We start from the raw sequence: 23538 nt of genomic DNA, 5'->3' as shown, positions 1-23538 counted from the left end.
CCTCGGCTCAAACTATTTTGAGAAGAGCGAAGGTGACGCGCAGAGCAAGTATACGTGCTCGCTCGTGCCGACGAAGGCTGGCAAAGCGCCGGACTTCCTGCATGGGCCCATCATCGTGCCAATGCGCGGGCCTGTGCTCGCCCCCCTGATTGATCGCTGGCAGGCCATGCTCGAAGCGCTTCAGGGCGCCGAGCGTCGGGCCAAATGCCTCGCCCGTACGCTGCAGCGCCAGAAGGCGGCAGGCGAGCCGAAACCCTACATCGTTCCCATTGCAAAGACCCACGCCATGCACCGCGCCGTGGCCCTCATCTCGGGTGGGCTCACCGTTCAGCTGATCGAAGCGTTGAAGGCATGGCCGGACCCCGACACGAGCCGACCTCACCATCAGCCAGGAACCTGCCGGAACGCCGAGGCGTTTCCCGGCGAACGTGCTGGCTCTATCGCCGCACGTCGAACTTGTCGGCTTTCCGGTCGCCCATCAGCATGCGCTGTTCCAGCCGGCGGCGCAGGGCCGCGTAATAGGCTTCGAGGAAGGCGATGTCGGTCTCGCCGGGCTGGGCGACCCACCCGATCTTGGTGCGGATTCGTTCGGCGACCTGCTGCTTGATATCGCCGGTCGACTGGCGCAGCACATCTTCCAGAACGTGGAGTTCGTGAATGCCATAGGCGTCTGCCTGTTCCGGCGTGAAGGCGAACATGTTTGTGCGCGGGGCGGTGACGGTGACCTGCGCAATGTCGCCCATCAGTTTCACTTTCGGCGCCTTGATCACCCAGGTGCCGGCGATCAGGTCACCGACGCGCAGCTTGTCCTTGTTGAAGACCGGGAAGAACAGGAACACGCCGGACCAGAGCAGGCCGAAGACGGCCATCCAGGCGCCCAGCTGGTCGCCGCCCATCAGCAGGAACTGGATCGGCAGGCCGACTTCGATTTCCCGCGTGAAATTACGGGCCAGCACCGCATTGGCCGTCAGCCGTCCACCATCGCGGGAAGCCACCCGAAGGCCCAGGGCGCGCTTGCCGGGCGTGGCGGCCTTCCGGCCGATCTCGAAGAAGATGTAATAGAAGTTGCGGATGAAGAAATAGAACACCAGCCAGAAGGCGAATGCGATGTTCACATTCTCGATGCCCATGGACGCAGCGCCATAGGAAAGGCCGAGCAAAGTGCCGATCACGATGGCCCACTGGATGGCCACATCCATCGCAAAGGCGCCGGCCCGCTCTGCTGCTGTGGCGAGCTTCAGGTGTAACTTTGCGCCTTCCGGGGTGACCAGTTCCCGTGTCATCTTGTTGAGGCGTTGTGCCTCCGCCATGCGCGCCCGGCGCCGGCGGGCGGCTTCGATTTCCATCTGCTTTACAGGTGTGGCTGCCTGGGCTGTCATGTGCCTGGCCTCTGCCGGGGAAGGTAGAAATAGAGCAGCCAGAACACCAGCGTCGTACCGGCGATGGCGTAGCGGATCGTATCGGAATTGATCAGTTGCCGTCCGAAGCTTTCCAGAATTGCGGCGATGATCAGCATGATCACGCAGCCCATCGCAATGGTCGCCGCTTTCTGTCCGGACTGCCTCGCAGATGTCAGGCGGGACATTCGCCCCGGGAATGCGACCGCGCCGCCGACGACGAAACCGCCTGCGCCTGCAAGCACGATGGCAAACAATTCCGTGACCCCATGGATCAGCAGCCAGCCGGTGAACTCATAGCCAAGGCCCTTGTCCCAGAAGACCGCATACATGGATCCCAGAATGATCCCGTTCCAGACAAGCAGCCACGCCGTCGGGATGCCGAACGCAAAACCGAGTGCAAAGGCAAAGAGCGCAATTTGCGCATTGTTGTTGAACAGGAAGCCGGCAAAGGCGGTCAGCCGGTCCTGTCCGATCTCGCCAGGTTCAGTGTAGATTGTGGAGCGCAGCTGTTCCACGGTCGCGTCCGGTGTGCGGATCTCGCCGAAGCTGTGGCCATGAATGGTCCAGTACCAGTCCATGTCCTGCAGGCAGAGGAAGAAGGCGAGCGCTGCGCCGCCGAACAGGAAGAGGGCCGCGAGAATTGTGGAGAGCACCGCCCCGCGCACGGCTTCCGGCCAGTCGGCGCGAATGAATTGCGCCATCCGCTCGCCAAGGGAGGTGCGTGCGCCGTAGACATAGAAATAGGCCCGCGTGCAGAGGCCTTCCAGATAGGTGATGACATTCTGGTCCAGCGAAATGGAGCGGGCGACCGAAAGGGACGAGACGGCTTGCCGATAGAGATGCGGCAGCGCCATCATGTCTTCATCCGACAGCGCTTTCACGCCGGAATTTTCGGCACGGGTGAGGATCAGGTCCAGCTTGCGCCAGTCGGACTCCCGCTCTTCGCGGAAGCGGTAGGACTTCAGCATATCGCTCAAAGCATGTCCCTCCTCTTGATCTCAAGGTACCGGGAGAGCAGGGCGCCGCCGAAGTGTTCCGGCCGGGTCTCGATGATCTGCACGCCCATCCGCTGCAGCCGCCGCAGAACGACATCGCGTTCGGACAGGAGATTGCCTGCGATCACCGCGCGGGAGACATCCTCGGTCGTTTCCGGCGGCGCATCCGCCATTGAGGAGAGCGCTTCGTCCTCGAAGGTCGCGAACAGGACCAGATGCCGGTCGGTCAGCCGGCGGACATTTTCCAGCATCAGCTCAGCGGAGATGGTGTCGACGAAGTCGGAGAAGATGATGATCAGGCTGCGCCGTTCCAGCTGGCTGGCCAGGGTGGAGAGTGCGAGTGTGTAGTTGGATTCCTCAGCCGAATAGTCGAGCCGGGCGGCGAGGCTCTGCATGCGCGGAAAGCTCCGGGAACCGGACTGGAAACCGCTGGCAAGCCCGGGCTTCGCATCGAAGCCGAAATACATCGTCCGGTCGCCATTGCGCAGCGAGACATATGAGAGAAGGAGGCCCGCATTGATGGCCCGGTCGATCTTCGGCACGCCGCCCAGCGGTTCGCTCATCAGGCGGCCGGTATCGAAGGCGAAGACGATATTGTGGTTGCGCTCGGTGCGGAATTCCTTCGCTAGTAGGTGACGGTGGCGAGCGGAGTGTTTCCAGTCGATGGCCCGGCGGTCCATGCCGGCGGCGAACTCGCGCAGGGCGTCGAACTCGCTGCCGTCGCCGCGCTCGATCTGTGTCTTGATGCCGAATTCGGCGTCGCGGGAGAACAGGCGCACGGCCTCATCCTTCACCCAGCGGATATTGGGCGTGACGACGATTTCTGTACCAAGATCGCGAATATGCCGCTTCTGGATGAGGCCCAGCGGTCCCTGCCAGCGGCACCAAAGGCGAAGCAGTTTCGCTGTGCCACGGCGAAGAGGTGTAAGCGTGAATTGGTAGCGGCGTTCATTCCCCTCCCAGCCGCGAAGGCCACGCGTGGGAACGTCTTCAAGCAGTTCGCTTGTCTCCAGTTGCACCTCCAGTCGTGCGGGGAGGCTGCCTCGTGTGAAGCGGAAGGTGACCGGAAGCGGATCGCTATCGCCGGCATAGAGAATGGGCGGAGCCTCGATATCGGTTTCGAAAGCGCGAAGCGCCGGTCCAATCATCGCATCGAGAACCATCAGACCGCCGATCAGCGCAATCCATCCTGCCGAAAGGGTCCAGAGGTCCGGACGCAGCAGGGCGATGCCGACCATCAGCGGCAGGCCGAGCAACATCAGGAAGATAGCGCGAGCGGTCGGGGAAATCACCGGGGCGCCGCCGTCTGTTCGATAATGGCCATCAGGGTTTCTTCCGTGGTGCGGCCTTCGATTTCTGCGGCAGGCGAGAGCAGGACGCGATGGCGCAGCGTCGGCAGGGCAAGCGATTTGACGTCATCTGGAATGACAAAGTCACGCCCATCGAGCGCTGCGCGGGCGCGGGCAGCGGTGGCGAGCGCAGCTGCGGCGCGGGGGCTGGCGCCGGTCTCCAGCGCAGGCGAGGTGCGTGTCGCGCGTACGATGTCGACAACATAGCCGATCACATCGTCCTGAATTTTTGTTGCGGACACGGAGGTGACAGCGGCGTCGAGTTCCTCGTGAGAAATAACGGGTTCGATCCCGAAGGCGGCGGGAGTTTTCATGCCGGTCCGGGTGCCGTGCTGGGCGACGATTGCGAATTCTTCCTCGCGGGAGGGGTAGTCGAGCGTATGCTTGAAAAGGAAACGGTCCAGCTGGGCCTCTGGCAGCGGGTAGGTGCCTTGCTGCTCGATCGGGTTTTGGGTCGCAATCACCATGAAGCGGTCATTCAGCTGATAGGCATCGCCATCGATGGTGACTTTCCGCTCCTGCATCGCTTCCAGCAGCGCGGCCTGGGTCTTCGGCGGGGTCCGGTTAATCTCGTCTGCAAGCAACAGATCGGTGAAGATCGGACCTTTGGTGAGCGTGAATTCGTTGGTCTGGAAGTTGAACAGGTTCGTGCCCAGAACATCTCCGGGCATGAGGTCCGGCGTGAACTGGATACGGCCGAACTCCAGAGAAATGGAGCGCGCGAAGCACTGCGCCAGAAGCGTCTTGGCCGTCCCGGGTGGCCCTTCCAGAAGGACATGGCCAGACGAGAACAGCGCCGTCAGGAGCAGGTCGACTGTCACGTCCTGGCCTATGACGGCTTTTCGGACTTCGCCGCGGATTCGTGTGGCCAGATCGCGGATGTCAGCTGGGGTCATTCATGGATCTCCTGAGAATATCGCGGCGCCAGCGCCAGAGGTCGCGGGCCTTGTGCATCAAGTCTTCCCGGTTGGCGGCGGGGCCGCGCAAACCGGCTTCAATCTGTGAAAAGGTCTTGCCGGAAACATCTTCCGGCCCAAGACGGTCGAACAATTCAGAAAGCTGCGCCTCGGTGAGCTTCCGCGGTGCGCCGATTTGTTTTGCAAGGCGGCGGCGGATGAGGGAAAGGTATCCTGGCGCCATTCGTGTTTCGCGGCGTGCCATGGACACCAGACCAGCCGAGTTATCCGCGAGTGCTTGCTTCCCCAGGGCAATCGCGCGGGTCTCGCGGGCTGGCGGGCCGAATCGGATCGTGGCTGCCCAGCCGAGCAAGAGCGCAGCGGCCAGGGCGACAAGTGTGACTCCCAGGAAGGGGATGTCGAACATCATCTGCAGCAGGTTTTCAGACCGTGTAAAACCATGCAGCGTCGCGTCAAAGATGATCGGCTCATCTTCGCTATAGCGCATCATGTTGATCATCTGCATCGCGAGACGGGCATTCTCACGTTCCGCCAAACCGAACGTGTTTATCAGGTCGGGGTCGGCAAGAATGTAGATATCCCGGCCGGGAAGCTGGGACAGGAGGGCACCTTCACCGGTGCGAATGATGGGCGTCAGCTTCTCTGACTGGAGCAGCTGGAGCTGCAGATCCGGTTTGATTGCCGTTTGTCCGAAAGGTGTCGCGATGCGGCCGGGCACATCAGTCCGTATGACTTCGGCCTCGATCCCCAATGCGTCAAGCACGCTGGCGATCGAGCTTTTGTTTGCAAGGTCGGTATCTTTCATGCGGGACGGATTGGTCCAGTCGACCATGCCTGACCATTTGGGCAGGACGATCAGCGTATCTGGTTGGAGCTCATACTCCTCCAGAGACTTGCCCATGCCGCGTGTGGAGAGCGTGAGGACCATCAGGCCGTAATGCCCATCTAGATTGCTTTTGAAGCGGGAGATCTCAACAGGGTAGCCCTGCGCTTCCAGTAGCTGGATGATGCCATTGTATCCGATGGCGGAGGTGGAGAAGGGGTGGTCCCCCGCCCGGTCGCGATCACGCAGTTCCGGCGACCAGCCGGCGAGCACCATAATGGCCCCGAAGGAGAAGACTGCCACCGCAATCAGGATGGCAACCGTGCGGGCCGCAAACGGTGCGGCAGAGGATTGCGAGGTCTCGGTCATGCCCAACCCTCACCGAACGCGAAGTCTTCATAGGAAGCACGCGCTTCCTGCCATCCTTCTGAATCCACAGGGCGTCCGCCGAAGAAGCTCCGCTCGACGATCCGGATGATCGGGCCGAGGCCGCTTTTCGCGCGTTCCGGCAAGTGTTGCAGACCGCCGATCTCTCGGGCTGTGAGCGATTTCGGCACGCCGCCTTCGAGGCGGGTCTGGATATCCTCGATGGAGCGGAAGAGGAGCAGGTGAACGGCCTCAGCGAACTTGCCGGCGCGTGCCAGCGCGTCGGCTTCTTCGAGCAGGCCGCGTGCCATGCCCGCATCGGGGCGCACGTCGATCAGGATATCGTCGCCCTCATCCACTCTGCCTTCTCCGCGCTTGCCAAAGCGGACGCGGATCGCTTCGCCGAACACGAAGTACAAAAAACCCAGCACAACCGCCGCAATGACGGCGTAGAACATGAATTGGAATAAAGGTGACAGATTGCCGAGCAAATCGCCCAGCCATTTCAGCCATTGCGGTGGAGGGTCTGGAGGGGCAATTGGCTCAGCTTCCCACTCCGGACGTTCCAGCTGCATGTCGCGGCGATTGAGATAGTCGGCATGGGCCCGGTCCAGGGCATCGAGGTCAGTCTGCGGCCGCCAGTCTTCAGCTTTGTAGGCGAATTCGTCGTCCAGCACAGGGTCGGCGTCAATGGATGGGGGCACGACGATCGGGCCGGCATGCGGTGCATTCGCATCGCCTGTTTCCTGTGCGTTTGCGGCGCTTGCGCAAATGGGTCCGGCGAGCAGGCAGGCGAGCGCAAGGGCAGTTCCTGTCCTCAACCTCAACCGCACCGGATACTCCTCTGCTGGCGGCGGGACCGCCTGCCTCGACCGACCGACTATTTCAGAGGTCGCAGCTGGCTTCAACGCCCTATTGCGAAGCCGGTCTGGCCAACCGATATAGCGCAGCCAAGGCAGAGATGAGGCAGACCATGGACAAGGCGGCGGTTTATCGCGACCTGAAAGCGGAAATTGAGAGCGTGGTTGCCGGGGAAACCTCGGTCACGGCTCGCTATGCGACCGCGAGCTGTATCCTGGCCCAGGCCTTCCGGCCGCGCTATTTCTGGACCGGATTCTATGTCGTCGATCCCCTGAAAGAGCGTGAGCTCGTGGTCGGTCCGTACCAGGGAACGCTTGGCTGCCTGCGGATACCTTTCGGCAAAGGCGTTTGCGGTCATGTGGCCGCGACGCAGGAGCCGATCATCGTGCCGGACGTGCATGCCTTCCCGGGACACATTGCATGTGATTCCGCGACAAATTCCGAGATCGTTGTGCCGGTATTCGACGCGGAGGGGCAGCTCGCAGCTGTATTGGATGTCGACTCGACTGAGCCGGATGCCTTTGATGAAATCGACCGCGATGGCCTGACGGCAATTTGCGAGATCCTACTCGTCGCCTGATTTCGGCACGGTCGTCATCAGGGTGGCTTCGTACGGTGCCTGTGGCGAGGTGGCCCGGGTGACCGCATCAATTCGGTCGATCAGGTGCTCTTCGAGAATATCCAGCTTGCGGGCGCGGACCCCGGCAACCGTCAGGATTTCATGATCCAGTACCTGCCACTCATCCGAGTTCAGCTCATAAGCCGGCCATTCCGGCAGGCCCGGACCATTGGGATCACCGTTGCGGGCAAAATTGGTCCAATAGGTCTGCATCGTTTCGGCCAGCTTCTCGTCCTTGTCGGACATGGGCAGCAGGGGGGAAGACGACCCAAAGACGAACGGGATTTCAGAACCGTGATAGGCGCCGATCGACTGGCCGCGAGTGGGCGTCGCGCGGGTGAAGAAATACATCCAGGTTGGATGCCCGGATATGGCGTTTGCCTTGCCGACAAAGCGCATGTGTACGCCGAACATGTCATCGCCGAGCATGTCGGCCGCGCCTTCGTCCCAGGTGGCCAGCTGGTCCATTCCGTAGAGTGCCTGGAGGGCCTTTGCCGGATTTTCACCGAAGACTTCAGCCAGATGCTGCTCGCGTTCTTCCAGGGAACCCGTAATGTTGTGGGTCAGAACAGTGGGGGACTGGAAGCCGTCGTAAAAAAGGCTGCCTTCATCGGCATTGTAGCCTGCGAGAATGGGAACTTTGGGGGCTTCGCCAGAACGGATCGTGGCGCCGATCGTATCCGGCAGGAGTTTTCCATCGACGTTCGGAACGAAGTAGCCGACGAGATCCACGCGCTGTTCCGCCCGAGTGACGATCGATGCGGCGGGGATGGAACGCAGTTCTGCAGCGGTTGCCGCCTTGCCGACGAAGGCGCTGAGGAATTCTTCGCCGACAGACTCCATGCTTCGCGATCCGGGCAGAGGGGCCTTGTCGAGATAGTTGGCGTTGTAGCTGCTCGTCCCGCTTTCGAGGATGGCTTTGTGATAGAGCCCGTCCGCCATGGGGGTTGCCATCAGCTCACTGATGGACTGGGCGCCGGCGCTTTCGCCAAAAATGGTGACATTGTCTGGGTCGCCCCCGAAAGAGCGGATGTTGTCCCGTACCCAGCGGAGGGCCGCGGCCTGATCCATCAGGCCGTAATTGCCAGACGTACCGGCTTCTTCGGTCAAGGCGGGGTGGGCCAGATAACCGAATGGGCCAAGCCGGTAATTGAATGTGACGAGCACAACGCCATTCTCGACCAGGGCATTGGCCTGGTAGATTTCCGAGGAGCCGGCTCCGGCCTGATGGCCGCCACCATGGATCCAGACCATGACCGGCAGCAGCGCTTCACCTCCGACATTAGAAGTCCGGACATTGATGAAGAGGCAGTCTTCGGCTTCGGCCGGGGCAGGCATGGCCGCCATATACTTCTTGGCAGCAAAACGCTTCCACCAGGGCAGCCCGGCACCATCAATAATGCCGTTGACGAAACCGTTCATGCCTTTTCGGGCTTGAAGGCATTCCGCGCCGTAGGTCCGCACGTCACGTGGCATCGCGCCCCATTGAGGTGGCGCACCGGGTGCCGCCCAGCGGCGCGCAGACGCATAGGGGATGCCGTTGTAGACCCGAATATCGGAATTGCCGGGATCAATGCCGCCGAGAACCAGCCCTTGGTTAATCCGTAGAGGCTCAGCCAACGCCAGCGGTTTTGCCGGGGCGGTCAGTTGGAACCACCCCCATACACCTGCTGCGACCAGCAGAAAAAACAGAATGATACTAAGGCGTTTCATGCAATCTACCCGACCCCCGCATCGTGCAATCACTATACCAGACCAGATAGGGGTGTCACCGAGTTGTCCCTTTGTTTAACCATGAGAATCCAACCGCCGTGTTAACAAGGACACAAGATCGCCTCTCGGGCGAAAATACCGAGACGCAGGCTCGTGTTTCAGGGGTGCTGGCGTGGTCTGTGGGAAAAGGCGCAATGCGCGCCGTCGCGAATTTGGAAACGCGGAACCGCTTTTTTATATCATTGAAGTAATTGAATAAAATTCTCGATCCTCACGGGGTATCATCAAGATGATTATAAGCGGTCGCGCCAAAATCTCTTTTTCAGCGTTATGAATGATTGCGCTGCAGGACTTTGTGGCTCGACTGACCGAATAACAGGCGCAGATCCGCTGAGAACCAGGATTCCCGATAATCCCTCAAGCCACAGGCGAAACCGGGGGGGAGCGTGCAATTGTCAGGTGAGTTGAAGGACAGCCTTACAGGACCCCTTCGGCGCGGGCCGGGCGTGTTGTCAGCAATTCCTGGCACAACAGACCTGCCTCCCGATGACGTGCCATTGATTTGTAGTCAGGGTGATTGAGGGTTGCGATGAAGGCTTTGCGGTCCGGAAAGAACATCACCATGACGGCATCCCAGTCGCCATTGCCGATGAAGTAGCGTTCGACCTCGCCCATCAGCAGGCACCGGCCGCCGACTTCCGCTGCGGCTATGCCAAAGGCGTCGGCATAGCGTTGATAGGCGACACTGCCGGGCTCGTCTTTTCCAGATTCCGGATCGTCTGGTTGGTATTCCGCCTTCACGCGGAACTTGAGGATATTCACCTGCGCAATGGGGCCGTCATAGGGGTCGTCACGAAACGCGCGGAACTGGTCTGCGGTGGGCTGGAAAGCGGGCATCCTTTGTCCTCCTGTTGCTATTTCTGGTGCGGGTGCAGCGCTGGGTGACGCGTCAGAAAGCGTTCGGCGTAAAAGAGGGCCGCTGCGTGCAAAGCGTGCTGAACTTCCAGGGCGCCATAGTTCAGGAAATCAGCATACGGCATTTCCAGAACTTCTATCTCCTCATTGGGGTCCAGTGATTGCGAACTGGTCATTTGGCAGCCCAGGGCGAGATAGTAGTGCAGCCGGTTATTCTGTGTCGCCGGGTTGGGGTAGCAGGTGCCAACATGGTGCAGTTCCCTGGCGGAGTAGCCAGTTTCTTCCTGTAATTCCCGGGCGCCGACGGCTGGCCAGTCCAGCTCCCCCGGATCGGAGACGCCACCGGGCAGGCCGAGCGTGAATACGCCTGCGGCATGCCGGTATTCCCGGATGAGAACGATATTGCCGGCATCGGTGAGCGGAATGACGGTGACCCAGTCTGTCAGCTCCGTCACATGATACGCCTCAACGATGTGTCCATCCTCACGGACACACCGGTCGGTCCGCAATCCCATGAAGCGGTCTCGCATGACCTGTTTTGAGGAAAGAATTGTCCAGGGCTTCATGTCATCTCACTACAGCCATGCGGGCCAGTTTGGCGACCAGAAGCAGCCAAGGTGCCGCATGGAAGCAAAGATCAAAAATGTCGACAGGCTTCTGAAGTGTTCCGCTAGCAAGCATTTTCAGTTTTTCCCAGATATGCGGTTCAGGGAGAAATGGCGCCAGGCCGAGGGTCAGGCATCCGAAGACCGCGAGACTGAGAGGCAGCTTGTCAAGAAACTCCATCATGGAAGACCTTGAGGTCCGTCCGTAGCGCTTTGGACGTTTTTCAGGTGCCGGTTCAGGAACTCCATTTCGGTCTTCATCTCATGAATTTGCAATGCTTCGCCTCGTATGCCGTGCCTCTGACCTGGATAGGTCATCAGTTCAAACATTTTCCTTTCCTGCTGCAAAACAGCCATCAGACGAGTCGAGTTGTCGAACGTGACGTTGTCGTCTGCCATGCCGTGGATCAGCAGGAGAGGGGTGTTCAGATTACCAGCGGAGGGCAGCACGTTGGAAGCGGCATATCCGCCCGGATTGCTTTCCGGTGTGCCCATGTAGCGCTCCGTGTAGAATGTATCGTAAAGGTTCCAGTCCGTAACGGGCGCGGAAGAAATTGCCGCCGCAAACGTACCTTCTGGGGCCTGCAGAATTGTCATCAGGGTCATGTAACCTCCGTATGATCCGCCCTTGATGGCAATCCGGTCGGCATCGACAAAGGGTTGCGCTTTCAGCCAGTCCACCCCGGCCAGTTGGTCCCGGACTTCAGGTCCGCCCGTGCGGCGATAGATGACATCTTCGAATTCTCTTCCGCGATTGTCACTGCCACGATTGTCGAGCCTGAATACAATATAACCCTGGCGGGCAAGGAACTGATCTGACAGTCTACCCCAGCTGCGCGTGACTGTCTGTACATGTGGGCCGCCATAGACTTCGATGATCACTGGGTACTTCTGTGCAGGATCAAAGTTGGGCGGTTTCAGGATGGAATAATTGAGATCCTGTCCATCTTCGGCCTTCAGGGTTCCATATTCCGCTTCGGCATGACCCGGCAGGAATGGCGTGTACGGATGGTTGTGATTGAGTATATTTTCTTCGATCCAGCCGACACGTGTGCCGTCGATCCGGTAGAGTCCGGTTTGGGGCGGCTGGCTGGGGGATGAGGACGTGCCAATAAAGCTTTGCCCGTCAGGGCTGACCTTTATGTCCCAGAACTTGCCGGCTTCAGTGATGCGAGCAGGAGGTGAGGGCTTTTTGGTTTTTCCGATTGTGGTTCTGTATAAATGCCGCTCCAGAACTGTGTCAGCATAGCCGGTGTAATAGAGCGTATTTCCATCGGGCGAGACTGTTTCAAAGGCGTTCAGCACTTCGTCCGGTGGGGTGACAATGCTCGTGTCGCCATGCCCTTCAGGATCAATGGCGATCGCGTGGCGCATGCCGCCATCTTCCGTCGTCAGGAGAATGCGGCCGTCCGGGAGTTCGAAGAAATCCTTCGAGAGATTTACCCATTTGGCGTTTTGTTCCTTGTAAGGAGACCATATTCGCCAGGGTGAAGAGTCCGTTCGGTTGTAGCGGATTTCTGTTTGCTCTCTATTGACGGTGAGGAACCAGAGACTGGTGCTCGTCCAATAAACGCGAGCGAGATAGGAGTTCGGCCCGGTTTCAAAAATGCGGTCTGTGCGGCCCTTCTTCAGGTCGTGTACGTATAGAGCGATATCGGCGTTTGGTCTTCCGGCGCGAGGATAACGTTGCTCTATGACAGTTACCTTGTCTGCCTCGATGTCGAAGCGGGGAATAATATCGACCCCGCTTTCATCCACTTCCGTATAGGCGACATAGCGTTCGTCCGGGCTCCACCAATATCCCGTGAAACGCTTCATTTCTTCCTGTGCCACGAACTCGGCGACGCCATAGCTGACACCTTTGTCCGGAGCGGCGTCCGGTGTCAGCTGGATTTCTTTTCCTGTGTCGAGCACTACAGCATATACGGCGCCGTCCCTGACAAAGCTGACATAAGTCCCCCGTGGAGAAATGCGGGCGTCATATTCAAATGCTTCGGTGTGAGTCAGCTGTCTCGCGACCGGTCCATCTTCTGACAGAGTGATGAGGTGCAGGTCCCCGCCAAGCGGCACGAGAATCGTATCGGCGGAGCCCCAGCTATAGTCAGTAATTCCAACCGTACCTGAAATTCGCATCCGTTCCCGCAGGGCTTTTTCCTCTTCTGACAGGTTCACAGTTTTGGGCTCGAGAAGTCTTGAGTCGACCAGCATGCTCTGCGTGCCGGTCGAGACGTCATATTGCCAGAGGTCGAACCGGTTCTGTTCGTCAGCACGCGATTTGAGGAACGTCACGCGTGTTCCGTCGGGGGAGTATTTCACCATGCGGGCTGTGGGGCCGGATAGGGAAGGTGACGCATAAAGGCGTTCAAGCGGCAGAGTGTCTGGCGCGTTGGTCAATATTTCGGTCTCCACGGTATTTTTCGGTGTCTGGGCCATCGAGGCGGCGGCAAAAATGATGGCAGCCGCGAGCACAGTAAACAGGGTATGAATGGCGGGTTTCATGCTTCTGAAACTAGCCGTGCCAGCTGGCATTTGTCATCCATTCCAGCTGGTGAAACAGGTCGTTTGCATTTTTTTCTACACTGACTGCTTTCGCCCCCTAGCCAAGACAAGGCCTCACAATAAAGTGAGTTCCATGATGAATGGGGTGGGATTGTTTCAGGAAGCAATTACCCTGGTCGCTTCGGACCGAGGTGGCAACGCACTTCTTCGTGGCGCTGACATGATGCGCCGTGCCGCCGATGCCGGCCATATTGCTGCAGCCAACAATTATGGTGCGATGCTTCACGCAGGACGCGTGGTGCGGCAGGATCTGGTTGCTGCACGAGCCTATTACCATCAGGCGGCGAGCGCAGGTCACCCTACAGGACTGTTTAATCTGGGATTTATGTGCTTTCACGGTCTCGGGGGAGCGGCAGACCACCGCCGTGCCCGGTTCCTGTTTCTGCGGGCCGCGCAGCAGGATGAAACGGACGCCATCACCTATCTCGGACTGATGTTGATGTCCGGACAAGGCGGGGAGGCCGATCCGGCCGCTGCGCGCAATTGGTGGAGCCGGGGGGCGGCCCTCGGTAACAGCCGTTGCGCTTTCAATCTCGGTATTGCCCATGCGGGTGGCCATGGAAGTCCGCAGGATCTGGTGAAAGCCTGGCGTTGGTTCCGGCAATCCGAGCGGCTTGGGAATACTCAAGCCGCCAAGGAGCTTCGTCGTCTTGAGCTTGCCATGAGCGCAGAAGAACAGGACCGCGCTTTTCGAAGGGCGGGCTGATCGGAAGCGGAGCCGGATAGAATGGCCTTTTTCCTCATGAAGCTTATTCCACCGCGCCGGAGTTTCCCCGCGGATGCCAGCGCGCCTGAACTGGAGGCGATGGAACGGCATTCCGACTATATCCGGCACCTGATCGACACCGGGGTCGTGTTTGCGGCCGGACCGGTGATGGACCCTGAAGGGACATGGGGTGTGGCGATTGCGGAGGCCGATGATGAAGTGGATGCGCGACGCCTTTGTGCCGACGACCCTGTCATCCGTGCCGGTCTCGGCTTCCGGTGGGATCTCTTGCCCATGGCGTCGCTGTTGGCTCCAGTTGGGTGACCGCGGGCACCTGCGCGCTTGATTTTATGGGGCGAGTGCGTAACTCAGCGGCGACATAACTTCCCCAAACAGGATTCTTCCGCCATGGCCGGACCTCAATACGTTTACCACATGCAGGGCCTCACCAAGGTCTACCCGGGTGGCAAGAAGGTGTTTGAAAACATTCACCTGTCTTTCCTTCCCGACGCCAAGATCGGTGTGGTCGGCGTAAACGGTTCCGGTAAATCGACTCTGCTTCGCATCATGGCGGGGCAGGACAAGGAGTTCATTGGCGAAGCCTGGTCTGCAGACGGCGTGAAAGTCGGCTACTTGCCCCAGGAGCCGAAGCTTGATGAGAGCAAGACGGTGTTCGAGAACATCGCTGCGGCATGCCCTGAAAAGCAGATGCTGGACCAGTTCAACGAGATCTCCGGCAAGCTCGGCGAAGACTATTCCGATGAGCTGATGGAGCAGATGACGGAGCTCCAGGAGAAGATCGACGCTGCAGATGCTTGGGATATCGACTCCAAGATCCAGATGGCTATGGAAGCTCTCCGCTGCCCGGATGACGACGCGGACGTGACCAAGCTGTCCGGCGGTGAAATCCGCCGGGTCGCAATTTGCGCCCTGCTTCTGTCGAAGCCCGACATGATCCTGATGGACGAACCGACCAACCACCTCGATGCCGAAACGGTCGCCTGGCTCCAGAACTACCTGATCAATTTTCCGGGCTGCGTGATCCTTGTAACTCACGACCGTTACTTCCTGGACGACATTACGACCTGGATTCTCGAGCTCGACCGGGGCCGCGGCATTCCCTACCAGGGTAACTATTCCGACTGGCTGGAACAGAAAGCCAAACGGATGGAGCAGGAGGCCCGCGAAGAGCGTGGCAAGCAACGCTCCCTCGCGAAGGAACTCGAATGGGTCCGTTCCAGTCCGAAAGCGCGTCAGGCCAAATCCAAGGCGCGTATCCAGTCCTATGAGCAGAAGGCCGCCGAGGCCGAACGCGAAAAGGTTTCCACGGCTCAGATCCGCATTCCACCCGGTCCGCGCCTCGGCAACGTGGTGCTGGAGGCTGAAGGCCTGCGCAAAGGCTTCGGCAATAACCTCCTGATTGAAGACCTCGACTTCAAACTGCCGCCCGGCGGTATCGTCGGCGTCATCGGTCCGAACGGTGCCGGTAAGTCGACCCTGTTCAAGATGATCCTCGGCCAGGAAGAGCCGGATGCCGGTACGCTGCGTGTCGGCGATACGGTGAAATTTGGCTATGTCGACCAGAGCCGCAACAAGCTCGACGACGGCAAGAATGTCTGGGAAGAGATCTCAGGCGGTACGGATGTGATCGATCTTGGCGGTGTGGAAGTAAACTCGCGCGCCTATGTCGGTGCCTTCAACTTCAAGGGCTCGGATCAGCAGAAGAAGGTCGGTCTGCTGTCCGGTGGTGAACGTAACCGTGTGCACCTCGCCAAGATGCTGAAGGAAAGCTCCAACGTCCTTCTGCTCGACGAACCGACCAACGATCTCGATGTGGAAACGCTGCAGGCGCTGGAAGAAGGCCTTGATGCCTTCCCTGGCTGCGCCGTGATCATCAGCCACGACCGCTGGTTCCTTGACCGCATGGCCACTCACATTCTCGCTTTCGAGGGCGATAGCCACGTCGAATGGTTCGAAGGTGATTTTTCCTCCTATCTGGAAGACAAGAAGCGTCGTCTTGGTGAGGATGCGGTGAACCCGAAGCGTCTGAAATTCAAGAAATTCGCGCGCTAGGCGAACTTTTTCAGCTCCCGGCACTGTCCTTTACGCAATTCGGTGCGAATCTTGCGTAAGGACGGGCGTCAGGGAGCCCGATATGACGACAAGTGCTGCACCGAAGTTTTCGGTGGTGATCACGAACTACAATTACGCCAACTTCATTACGAGGGCGATCGACAGCGTCCTGTCACAGGACGTGGAGATTGAGCTGGTCGTGGTTGACGATTGTTCCACCGACAATTCGCGCGAAGTCATTCAGTCATTTGGTGATCGCGTTATCCCGGTGTTCCTGGCGGAAAATGTCGGGCAGGGGGGCGGCTTTAATGCCGGGCTTGAAATTGCAACCGGCGATCTCGTCCAGTTCCTGGACGCCGACGATTTCCTGTTGCCTGGGGCGGCGAACCGGATCCTGGCTAACTATGATCCCAAGGTTGCCATGTACCTCTATCGGATGCGCTATGCGGATCTTGAGGACAATTTGGGCGACTTCTACCCGCCGCTTCAGGTGCCGTTTGCAAATGGAGATGTGTCAGCCAGGCTCCGCGACATTGGAAGTTATTCCGGCACGATCACGTCCGGTATGGTTTTCGCTCGTTGGGCATTGCAGCGGATTGTGCCGGTCAATTCAGAGGCATTCGCCTATGGCGGAGACGGGTACCTGACGGCCGCGGTTCCATTGTATGGCCCGGTCCGCGGTCTGGACGAAGCAATTTGTGGTTATCGCCTTCATCCCTCCCAGCACACGCAGTTTGCAAAAAACTACGCCAAGCGAGGTCGGTGGCGGATTGAGCATCATCAGGCGCGTCATGATGTGATCCGCAGTCATTCTGCCCGGCTTGGTCTCAAGGTGGCGGAAGACATCGGCGAACGGGATGCGGATCACCTGCAAGAGCGGCTCATCTCAATCGTCTTTGATCCCGGCGCCCACCCGGTCAAATCGGACACCCGGAAGAATCTGCTGCAGAAGCTGCGCCGAGCAAACCGTCTTGAGTATGGCAGCAAAGCTTTGCCGAAGAATGCCTGGTGGATCCTGATGGGTATTCTGCCGAATGGAGCCGCGCGAACCCTGCTTTCCTGGAAAATTGACGTGGCGGCTCGACCGGTCTGGATGAACAATCTCGGCCGCACGCTTCGAAAGCGGCTGGGCATCGTAACCAACTAGTTCCGCACGATTGCCCTTGTTCTCTGTGGCCTGTCGGCTAGGCTCTCTATCCAGATGTAGAGGGTAATGGGCATGAGAATTCTCGTGACAGCTTCGTTGTTGGCTCTGGTCCTGGCTGGATGCGGGGGGCGGCCTGAACCCGCTCCTCAGGAGGAGATTGCGGTGATGCCATCCTATGAGGCCACAGGCATTGTCGCACAAACTCTACCTGAACTGGTGGAGAGCCTCGCTGCCGGAGAGGTGACATCGGAAGAACTCACCCAAGCCTACCTCGACCGTATTACAAAACTCGATCGCGAAGGACCTCGCCTGCAGAGCATCATTTCGCTCAATCCGAATGCCTTGCCTCTGGCGCGAGCCAGTGACCAGCGCCGCGCGAATGGCGATACGCTTGGGCCTATGGACGGTGTGCCAGTTCTTCTGAAGGACAATATCGAAAGCCTCGATCCCATGCCGACAACTGCCGGGTCGCTGGCGTTGAAAGACAATATCACGGGCCGTGACAGCCCTTTGGTTGCCGGGCTCAGGTCGCAGGGCGCGATCATTCTCGGCAAAACCAATCTCAGCCAATGGGCCAATTTTCGCGATAACGACTCCATGAGTGGTTGGTCTTCTGTGGGCGGACAGGTTCGCAATCCGCATATGCTGGACCGGAATCCTTGTGGATCCAGTTCCGGATCCGGCGTGGCGGTCGCCGCGTCACTTGCTGCTGGCGCCGTCGGCACCGAAACCAATGGCTCGATTATCTGCCCGTCCAATGTCAATGGCATTGTGGGTTTCAAGCCCACCGTTGGCCTGATTTCCCAGGAAGGCATTGTGCCGATCTCTCCTTCGCAGGACACAGCGGGTCCGATGACGCGAACAGTACGCGGTGCGGCCCTGATGATGAACGCCATGGATCCGGGCGATGAGGACTATACGCTCAGCTTGTCACCCGATGCGCTTAAAGGCATGCGGATTGGTGTGTTGCGATTTGCAGAAGGGTCCAACAAGGACATCAAGGAGCACTTCGACGCTGCATTGGCTGTGATGGAAGCGCAAGGCGCCACCCTTGTCGATATTGAAGCGTTTGAGCCGGCGGCAGAAAATTTCCGGGACAGCACGCTCCCGCTACTCGAATACGAATTCAAGGACAGCCTGAACGCGTATCTCGCGACCACCCCGGAAACGGTAACCACCCGGACGCTTCGGGAATTGATTGCGTTCAATGACATCCATGCGGACGAAGAGATGCCGCTGTTCGGTCAGAGTCTGTTTGAGGAATCTGAAGCACGTGGACCACTGACAGATCCCGAATATCTGGGTGCGAAGGCGGCCGTCAGGTTTTCAACGCGGGAGCAGGGGATTGATCGCCTGCTCGCCGAATATGACGTGAACCTGCTTGTGTCTCCATCTGGCCCCGTCGCGCCTCGCATTGATCCGGTCAATGGCGACGTCTGGCCGGCATGGGCTGGCGCGGGTTCCATAGCGGCGCAGGCGGGCTATCCGCATCTAACGGTGCCGATGGGCGATGTGCATGGCATTCCGATCGGTGTGTCGTTTATCGGGTCCGCTGGTGATGATGCCGCAATCATTGCGTACGGCTATGCCTACGAACAGGCGAGCCTGTTGCGGCCAGATCCGCACTATCTGGAAAGCGCAGAAGACCGGCTTGAGATCTCTGCGGCGATGACGAAATAATCAGTTCTGATAGGTGGGGGACGGCTGCAAGGCGGAAAGCACTGCAGCATCCCTGCCGTAAATGTCTTTCAGGTAAGTCACATCCCCGCAGGCATTGCTGACCGTCGTCATGTAGACGACGTAGACGGGAACCACACTCTTCAGATCTACGCGTGTTTCATCGCCTGAGGCGACAACCGTTTCTATGGTCATCCGGTCCCAGCCGGGTGTTTCCTTCAAAATCCACGCAGCTAGGTCCAGGGGATTCTGGACGCGCACACACCCTGAAGAGAAGATGCGTTCATCGGAGTCGAACAAACTCTTGTCGTTGGTGTCGTGCAGATAAACATTGTGCGAATTGGGAAACATGATCTTGACCTGTCCCAACGCATTCTGTGGGCCGGGCGCCTGGCGCAAGCGATAAGGGAAGGTTTCCGCCGAGACCGCATTCCAGTCGATGGTTGCAGGATCAACCTTGCGGCCCTGACGGTCCAGAACCTGATATCCCAGCCGGGTAATCGCAGCCGGGTCCTGCCGGAACTGAGTCAGTTTGTCCTTGCGGGCGATACTGTCTGGAATCTCCCACCACGGATTAAACACGATATATTCGATCTCATCGGAGAAGATCGGTGTCTGCCGCTGCGCCTTGCCAAAAATGGCCGCATAGCTGGATGTGGGCGTTTCCTGTTCAAATGTCGTGACATCAAAACTGGCAATATTTGCAAGCACTGACCGCTCTCCGAGGTCATGCGGCAGCCATCGCCAACGCTCCAGGTTTACGCGCAGCTGATTTATTTGGGTCAGGAGTCGGGACTTGGCCGCGGGATCGGTTGCTGCTTCCATTGCTGCTTGCTGACGAGACAGTTCTCGTCGGAGCGCCAGATAGGAGGGATGTTGTGGTGCGAGCGTGCTGAGCGCAGTGGCCAGCTCTTCTGCGCCATTGTTTTGTATGGCGGCATACATGTTGACTTCGGCAACATCTGGCACGGTTCGGGGCTGCAGTGTTTCCTGGTTCAGATATCCACGAGCCAGATGCGTGGCAGCGAGTTGCCACGCCTTGCCAAGGGCAGAGTTTCGCGCTTCGCCAGACAAGGCTTCAATGTTTTCAAGCTCATATGCCTCAACCGGTAGGCCGTGCTCGGACATTCTCCGGAGTGCATCGATCAGGATCTCCGTTCGAGTAGTCTGGCTATGGTCTTGCTCGTCTGCAATGGGTGGCGGAACCACTGCGCCTTGCGGTGGCTTCGGAGCCGGTGGTGGTGCGGTTGCAGGCACCTGTGTGCAACTGGATAAACAAATAGCAATGGCCGCCAATAGCGTGGCCATTGGCCCGGGCCGCAGAATTTCCATATTTTTCGCTCCGCGGAACTTTAGCCTCGTCAGAAGCGGTTCTTCAGCGAGATCACTTTTGTGATCAGCTTCGCTTCTTCTTCGGTGATGGTGAGCAAGCCAATCAGCTTTTCAAGGAATTCCGCCTCGGATGGTACGAGGACGCCATCGGCAAGGGCGATGTCGAGGCAGTGGGCAAACACTGCGAGGTGCATATCCTTGGGAAGGGCTTCACAGGCTTCCGCCAGCCAGTCCGGCCGGTCCGCCCGCCGTTTGAGAACGATCCGGTTCACCTGTGCCAACTCGTTCTGATCGAGGTTTTTAAGGGTGCGCGAACGGTGTGACAGAGCGCGTATTTCTTCCTGTTCCTGCTCCGCAATCCGGCCATCCGCGAAGGCGGCGGAAAGGATCAGGCACAGAAACGCTTCTGGTATGCTCCAATCGTTGGGGTGGTCCGGAAACTCCGTGACCAGTTCCTGCATGCTGAAGCCCGATTTTTTCTCGGCAGTGATCGGACCGAACAAGGCCTGAGAGTTGTCTTGTGGATCGCCCATTGGCGTATACTCCTGCTTCAATAGCTACTGGGGCAAACGGTGTGGCCTTAGTCGGGTCGGACGGGGGCTGGCACCGGTGGCCAGGCTTCAACATCAGACTTCAATTCTACCAGTGCATCCCTGCGTTCCGTAAGCGCTGTGATGACATCGTCCAGCCATTCGACATTGTCGGGCAGCTCTCTTAAGCGTCGTGGCGCATTTGCGCGGCTCGGCTGAGCAAGAAGATCGGCGATCTCCTTTTCCAGCGCCTTCGACTGTTGCTGCAGCTGAACGATGCTTTGGAAGCCGGCATAGCTGGCGATTGCCGCCTGTTGCTGAGCAATCACCTGATCGCGGTTCGTGACCTGCGTTTCCAGCTTTTCCATTTCGGCCGCTTGCGTCGCCAGTTTCTGATCTGCCTCCGCCAGTTGGGCGCTGGTGTTCGAGAACACCATGAACAAGGCAACGATTGCGGCGGCGAGAACGCCGGCAAGGAAGATGACCATGATGAGCAGACTGGCCTGACCGCGCTTGGCTTCTTTTACCTGGCTGGACAGAGCCATCATGTCGTCATGGGTCGGCACGGACTGGAATACTTGCATGTCCGAATTGTCGGGAGATTGGACTGTTGGCACCGTCATACCCAGTTTTCCTCATTCTCAATGTTCGTGGCCGTCAGGAGCATTTCAAGATTCCATAATGGCCATAGAAGGTGTTCAGATCATTCCAGACAGGATCCTGCGGGCCAAGCGTGACTTCGCGATTGCAGCGCTGGATGACCGTCAGTCCTTGTTGAAGTCTCGCGGCGATATCGACCTTCGCTTGCAGATCATCGAACTGGACAAGGCGCTCGCGATCGGGAGCGTCGGCGAGGGCTTCCTGTCCGCGAGTGAAAGCGGTTTCTGCCGCCTGGAGCACAGACCGCCATTGTGTCTGGGATGCCAGATTGTAGGCGCTGACATCCATCGACTGAGCTTGTTTGAGGAAGAACATACCGCGCAGCAGACTGGCTTCCGGTGTACCGGCATCCGGACAGCGAGCCAGGCTGGTGCCGTCTTTTACGCTTTTGCCGCCTTTCAGGATGGTCGCAAGGCAAGCCTGTCGGTTGTAAACCCAGGTCCGGGCATTCAGTGATACGGCACGCTCCGCATGGCTCAGCGCGCTTTTCTGCCAGCCGTCTGGACGGGTGATCGTTTCGGCGACGCTCATCATGTAGTTGGCTTCAGCAGCCTGGAGGCCATTCAGTCCGTTCTCGGCAGCGCGCAGTGCGCTAAGGGCTGCCGGGAAGTTGCCATTGTTGAACTCTTTTCGTCCAATCTCGTATCGGACTTCAGCGGACACGTTTCCAGCGGCGTTGGCCTGATTGAGGGTCTGCAATGCCAGGTCCGGTTGTCCGCATGCATCATAAGCTGCCGAGAGAGCGAGGATCGTCGAAACCTTGTCTGCTCCCGCAAGACCGGGAATTGCGGAATTATAGGCCGGAATTGCAAGAGTGCATTGTCCTGTGTCGGCGTAGGCATCACCCAGCACGGCGTACCGGGCGGGTATAGGCGCCAGATCGACTGCGCTTTGAAGTGCGCTGGCCGCGCGTTCTGCGAGGGCCTGGCGTTCCACCGATCCTGGCAACCCGGTGACTTTGGAAAGTGCCATGAGTGCCCGGCCAAGAGACTCATAGTCGCCCGCGCGCTCAGCCGTCGCTTCGGATACGGACAGTGTTACTGCATTGCTGTAGGCATCTACTGCGCTTTCAAGATAAGTGCGGGTGCCAGCTGGGTCATGTTTGGCCAATGCCAGATAGACCGCACCCATGCCCCGGTAGGCGGGCAATCTGAACCGGTCTGTGCTGAGCGTGTCGCGATAATCCGTAATGGCGCCGAGTGAGGATTCGACGGAGATGGTTGCGTTGGATTGTGCCAGGTTTTCCCGAACACGTTCCGCCCGCTCAAAGGCGATTTCGGCGAGTTGGTCTGAAGCGGCAGCGGCGTAGTCGGGGCACGAACTGACGAGGCGTCTCAGATCTTCGACATAGAGATATTCCCGTTCGCGGCCGATATCGCTGTTCACACGCCATCGCGTATCAAGAATTTCGCACCCCAAGCGGGCAGCATCTGGTGCTTCGGATGCTGCCGGGATCTCGACGGTGACGCTGGAAAGCAAGGCTGCAGCATCCGTCAGGCAAGTGGTTCGCGTGCCGCAACTGGCGTTTGCTGCGCCACTGTTCGCAACACTGCGCAGGGCTTTGCTGCGCTCCAGCGTCCTGCGGAGCATGAAATGCTTGTTGGTCGCGATTTGCACTTCGCTTCCAGTGAGACTGATCTGGCCGTCCTGTTGAGATGCCAAAGACTGGTCGAGCAGGCTGAGCGCCATTTGGCTGCAGGCACTTGTGCTTTGGCAAAACGAACTGGCAGCGCCCGTCGCAGCAAGGGCATTGTAGGCGCTCGCTGCATTGAACGAGGCAGTTGCCCGTTCGATGCCGCTGCGGGATGGATCGCCGGCGGCGGAAGTGCCGCCACAGGTCCGCGCCATATCTTCCGCTGCCGATGTGGGAACGGCGACTGCCCGGTCGAAGCAATCACTCAGGCTCGACCACGGCTTCGCCTGGACCGGTGCTGTGACACCAGATGCTGCAGATGCACAGCCAACAACAGACAGAACGCCCAACGCACCAAGTGATGCCGTCCAGATTTTCCTGAAGGGAGTAGTATGTGCCGTCATCGTCTCACCCACCAAATCTCAGCAGCCTTCCGCCTCATGCGGCTACGAGACCGTGACCGTCTCGCCATACCACCAATTAACCATAACACCTCAGATGCCACCGGTCATGTGGGGATCCATGGCAGCATGCCAGTGCAGTTTCATTGTACAGGAGTCGGTTTCCCAGAGGAGGTGAGCTTGCGCGATGCATCGACGCAGTGACGGCAGGATATCGGATAAGGAAAGGCCCGCTTCGGGCGGGAAGCGGGCCTTCG

The 23538-nt window shown here is 58.9% G+C and carries 22 protein-coding genes; 6 read left to right on the top strand and 16 right to left on the bottom strand.

The genetic code is table 11. The features are described from left to right. Positions 1-7 precede the first annotated feature (7 nt). The 7 genes from HY26_RS01365 to HY26_RS01335 are packed head-to-tail and all read right to left on the bottom strand — an operon-like array spanning position 8 to position 6683. A complete protein-coding gene (locus HY26_RS01365) occupies positions 8-385 on the bottom strand; it encodes a hypothetical protein (protein ID WP_112072765.1) in 378 nt (125 codons plus the stop codon). Positions 386-437: 52 nt separating this feature from the next. After that, complete coding sequence (locus HY26_RS01360; RefSeq protein WP_233351495.1) at positions 438-1379, bottom strand: RDD family protein; 942 nt, start codon at positions 1377-1379, stop codon at positions 438-440. Further along, the gene (locus HY26_RS01355) at positions 1376-2368 is read right to left on the bottom strand and encodes a stage II sporulation protein M (RefSeq protein ID WP_112072764.1); all 993 of its coding nucleotides are present in this window, start codon (positions 2366-2368) and stop codon (positions 1376-1378) included. Before HY26_RS01355 ends, HY26_RS01360 begins: the two co-directional genes overlap by 4 nt. A 5-nt stretch (positions 2369-2373) precedes the next feature. Then, positions 2374-3687 (bottom strand): DUF58 domain-containing protein, encoded by a 1314-nt coding sequence (locus HY26_RS01350; protein WP_034763040.1) that lies wholly within the window; start codon positions 3685-3687, stop codon positions 2374-2376. Continuing rightward, positions 3684-4640, bottom strand: a complete 957-nt coding sequence (locus HY26_RS01345) for a MoxR family ATPase (protein WP_034763038.1) — start codon at positions 4638-4640, stop codon at positions 3684-3686. Before HY26_RS01345 ends, HY26_RS01350 begins: the two co-directional genes overlap by 4 nt. Next, on the bottom strand, positions 4627-5853 hold the full coding sequence (locus HY26_RS01340; RefSeq protein WP_051599688.1) for a DUF4350 domain-containing protein: 1227 nt from the start codon (positions 5851-5853) through the stop codon (positions 4627-4629). The genes HY26_RS01345 and HY26_RS01340 overlap by 14 nt, the downstream gene beginning before the upstream one ends. After that, positions 5850-6683 (bottom strand): hypothetical protein, encoded by an 834-nt coding sequence (locus HY26_RS01335; RefSeq protein WP_158531384.1) that lies wholly within the window; start codon positions 6681-6683, stop codon positions 5850-5852. The genes HY26_RS01340 and HY26_RS01335 overlap by 4 nt, the downstream gene beginning before the upstream one ends. Positions 6684-6811: 128 nt before the next feature. Here HY26_RS01335 and HY26_RS01330 point away from each other — a divergent pair, with 128 nt between their 5' ends. Continuing rightward, positions 6812-7291, top strand: coding sequence for a GAF domain-containing protein (locus HY26_RS01330; protein ID WP_233351494.1), 480 nt, complete (start codon positions 6812-6814; stop codon positions 7289-7291). Here HY26_RS01330 and HY26_RS01325 read toward each other — a convergent pair. The 5 genes from HY26_RS01325 to HY26_RS01305 all read right to left on the bottom strand — a co-directional run bounded on the left by HY26_RS01325 (position 7277) and on the right by HY26_RS01305 (position 13062). Further along, positions 7277-9043, bottom strand: coding sequence for a carboxylesterase family protein (locus tag HY26_RS01325; RefSeq protein ID WP_081812971.1), 1767 nt, complete (start codon positions 9041-9043; stop codon positions 7277-7279). The two genes, HY26_RS01330 and HY26_RS01325, sit on opposite strands and share 15 nt — an antisense overlap. A 477-nt stretch (positions 9044-9520) precedes the next feature. Beyond that, entirely contained in the window at positions 9521-9940 is a 420-nt protein-coding gene (locus HY26_RS01320) for a DUF1330 domain-containing protein (RefSeq protein WP_112072763.1), read from the bottom strand. Positions 9941-9957: 17 nt separating this feature from the next. Then, positions 9958-10524: an NUDIX hydrolase gene (locus tag HY26_RS01315; protein ID WP_051599686.1), complete on the bottom strand. Its 567-nt coding sequence runs from the start codon at positions 10522-10524 to the stop codon at positions 9958-9960. Between the two features lies 1 nt (position 10525). After that, positions 10526-10744 carry an RND transporter gene (locus HY26_RS01310; RefSeq protein ID WP_112072799.1) on the bottom strand — a complete coding sequence of 73 codons (219 nt, stop codon included), beginning with the start codon at positions 10742-10744 and terminating at the stop codon, positions 10526-10528. Next, positions 10744-13062, bottom strand: a complete 2319-nt coding sequence (locus tag HY26_RS01305; protein WP_233351492.1) for a S9 family peptidase — start codon at positions 13060-13062, stop codon at positions 10744-10746. The genes HY26_RS01310 and HY26_RS01305 overlap by 1 nt, the downstream gene beginning before the upstream one ends. On the opposite strand from HY26_RS01305, the gene HY26_RS01300 reads away from it, so the two are divergent. From HY26_RS01300 to HY26_RS01280, 5 genes are all read left to right on the top strand, one after another. Continuing rightward, positions 13049-13828 carry a tetratricopeptide repeat protein gene (locus HY26_RS01300; protein ID WP_112072762.1) on the top strand — a complete coding sequence of 260 codons (780 nt, stop codon included), beginning with the start codon at positions 13049-13051 and terminating at the stop codon, positions 13826-13828. The genes HY26_RS01305 and HY26_RS01300 overlap by 14 nt on opposite strands. A gap of 36 nt (positions 13829-13864) precedes the next feature. Then, on the top strand, positions 13865-14152 hold the full coding sequence (locus HY26_RS01295; RefSeq protein ID WP_233351491.1) for a YciI family protein: 288 nt from the start codon (positions 13865-13867) through the stop codon (positions 14150-14152). A gap of 84 nt (positions 14153-14236) precedes the next feature. Then, complete coding sequence (gene ettA, locus HY26_RS01290) at positions 14237-15901, top strand: energy-dependent translational throttle protein EttA (RefSeq protein ID WP_034763025.1); 1665 nt, start codon at positions 14237-14239, stop codon at positions 15899-15901. An 82-nt stretch (positions 15902-15983) separates the two neighbouring features. Then, the gene (locus tag HY26_RS01285) at positions 15984-17048 is read left to right on the top strand and encodes a glycosyltransferase family 2 protein (protein ID WP_034763020.1); all 1065 of its coding nucleotides are present in this window, start codon (positions 15984-15986) and stop codon (positions 17046-17048) included. 165 nt (positions 17049-17213) lie between these two features. Next, positions 17214-18728: an amidase gene (locus tag HY26_RS01280; RefSeq protein WP_233348628.1), complete on the top strand. Its 1515-nt coding sequence runs from the start codon at positions 17214-17216 to the stop codon at positions 18726-18728. Here the strand turns inward: HY26_RS01280 and HY26_RS01275 are convergent, their stop codons facing one another. From HY26_RS01275 to HY26_RS01260, 4 genes are read right to left on the bottom strand one after another with little or no spacing between them, the layout of a single operon-like run. Beyond that, complete coding sequence (locus HY26_RS01275; protein WP_112072761.1) at positions 18729-20057, bottom strand: murein L,D-transpeptidase; 1329 nt, start codon at positions 20055-20057, stop codon at positions 18729-18731. Positions 20058-20086: 29 nt separating this feature from the next. Then, the gene (locus HY26_RS01270; RefSeq protein WP_051599682.1) at positions 20087-20590 is read right to left on the bottom strand and encodes a tellurite resistance TerB family protein; all 504 of its coding nucleotides are present in this window, start codon (positions 20588-20590) and stop codon (positions 20087-20089) included. 47 nt (positions 20591-20637) lie between these two features. Continuing rightward, positions 20638-21210: a hypothetical protein gene (locus tag HY26_RS01265; RefSeq protein ID WP_034763017.1), complete on the bottom strand. Its 573-nt coding sequence runs from the start codon at positions 21208-21210 to the stop codon at positions 20638-20640. A 34-nt stretch (positions 21211-21244) separates the two neighbouring features. Beyond that, complete coding sequence (locus tag HY26_RS01260) at positions 21245-23284, bottom strand: lipopolysaccharide assembly protein LapB (protein WP_158531383.1); 2040 nt, start codon at positions 23282-23284, stop codon at positions 21245-21247. Positions 23285-23538 lie beyond the last annotated feature (254 nt).

Origin of the sequence: Hyphomonas sp. GM-8P (assembly GCF_003263315.1) — a bacterium.
GTDB lineage: Bacteria > Pseudomonadota > Alphaproteobacteria > Caulobacterales > Hyphomonadaceae > Hyphomonas.
Note: the sequence above shows the minus strand (reverse complement) of the source record. Positions and strands in the feature narration are given on the sequence as shown.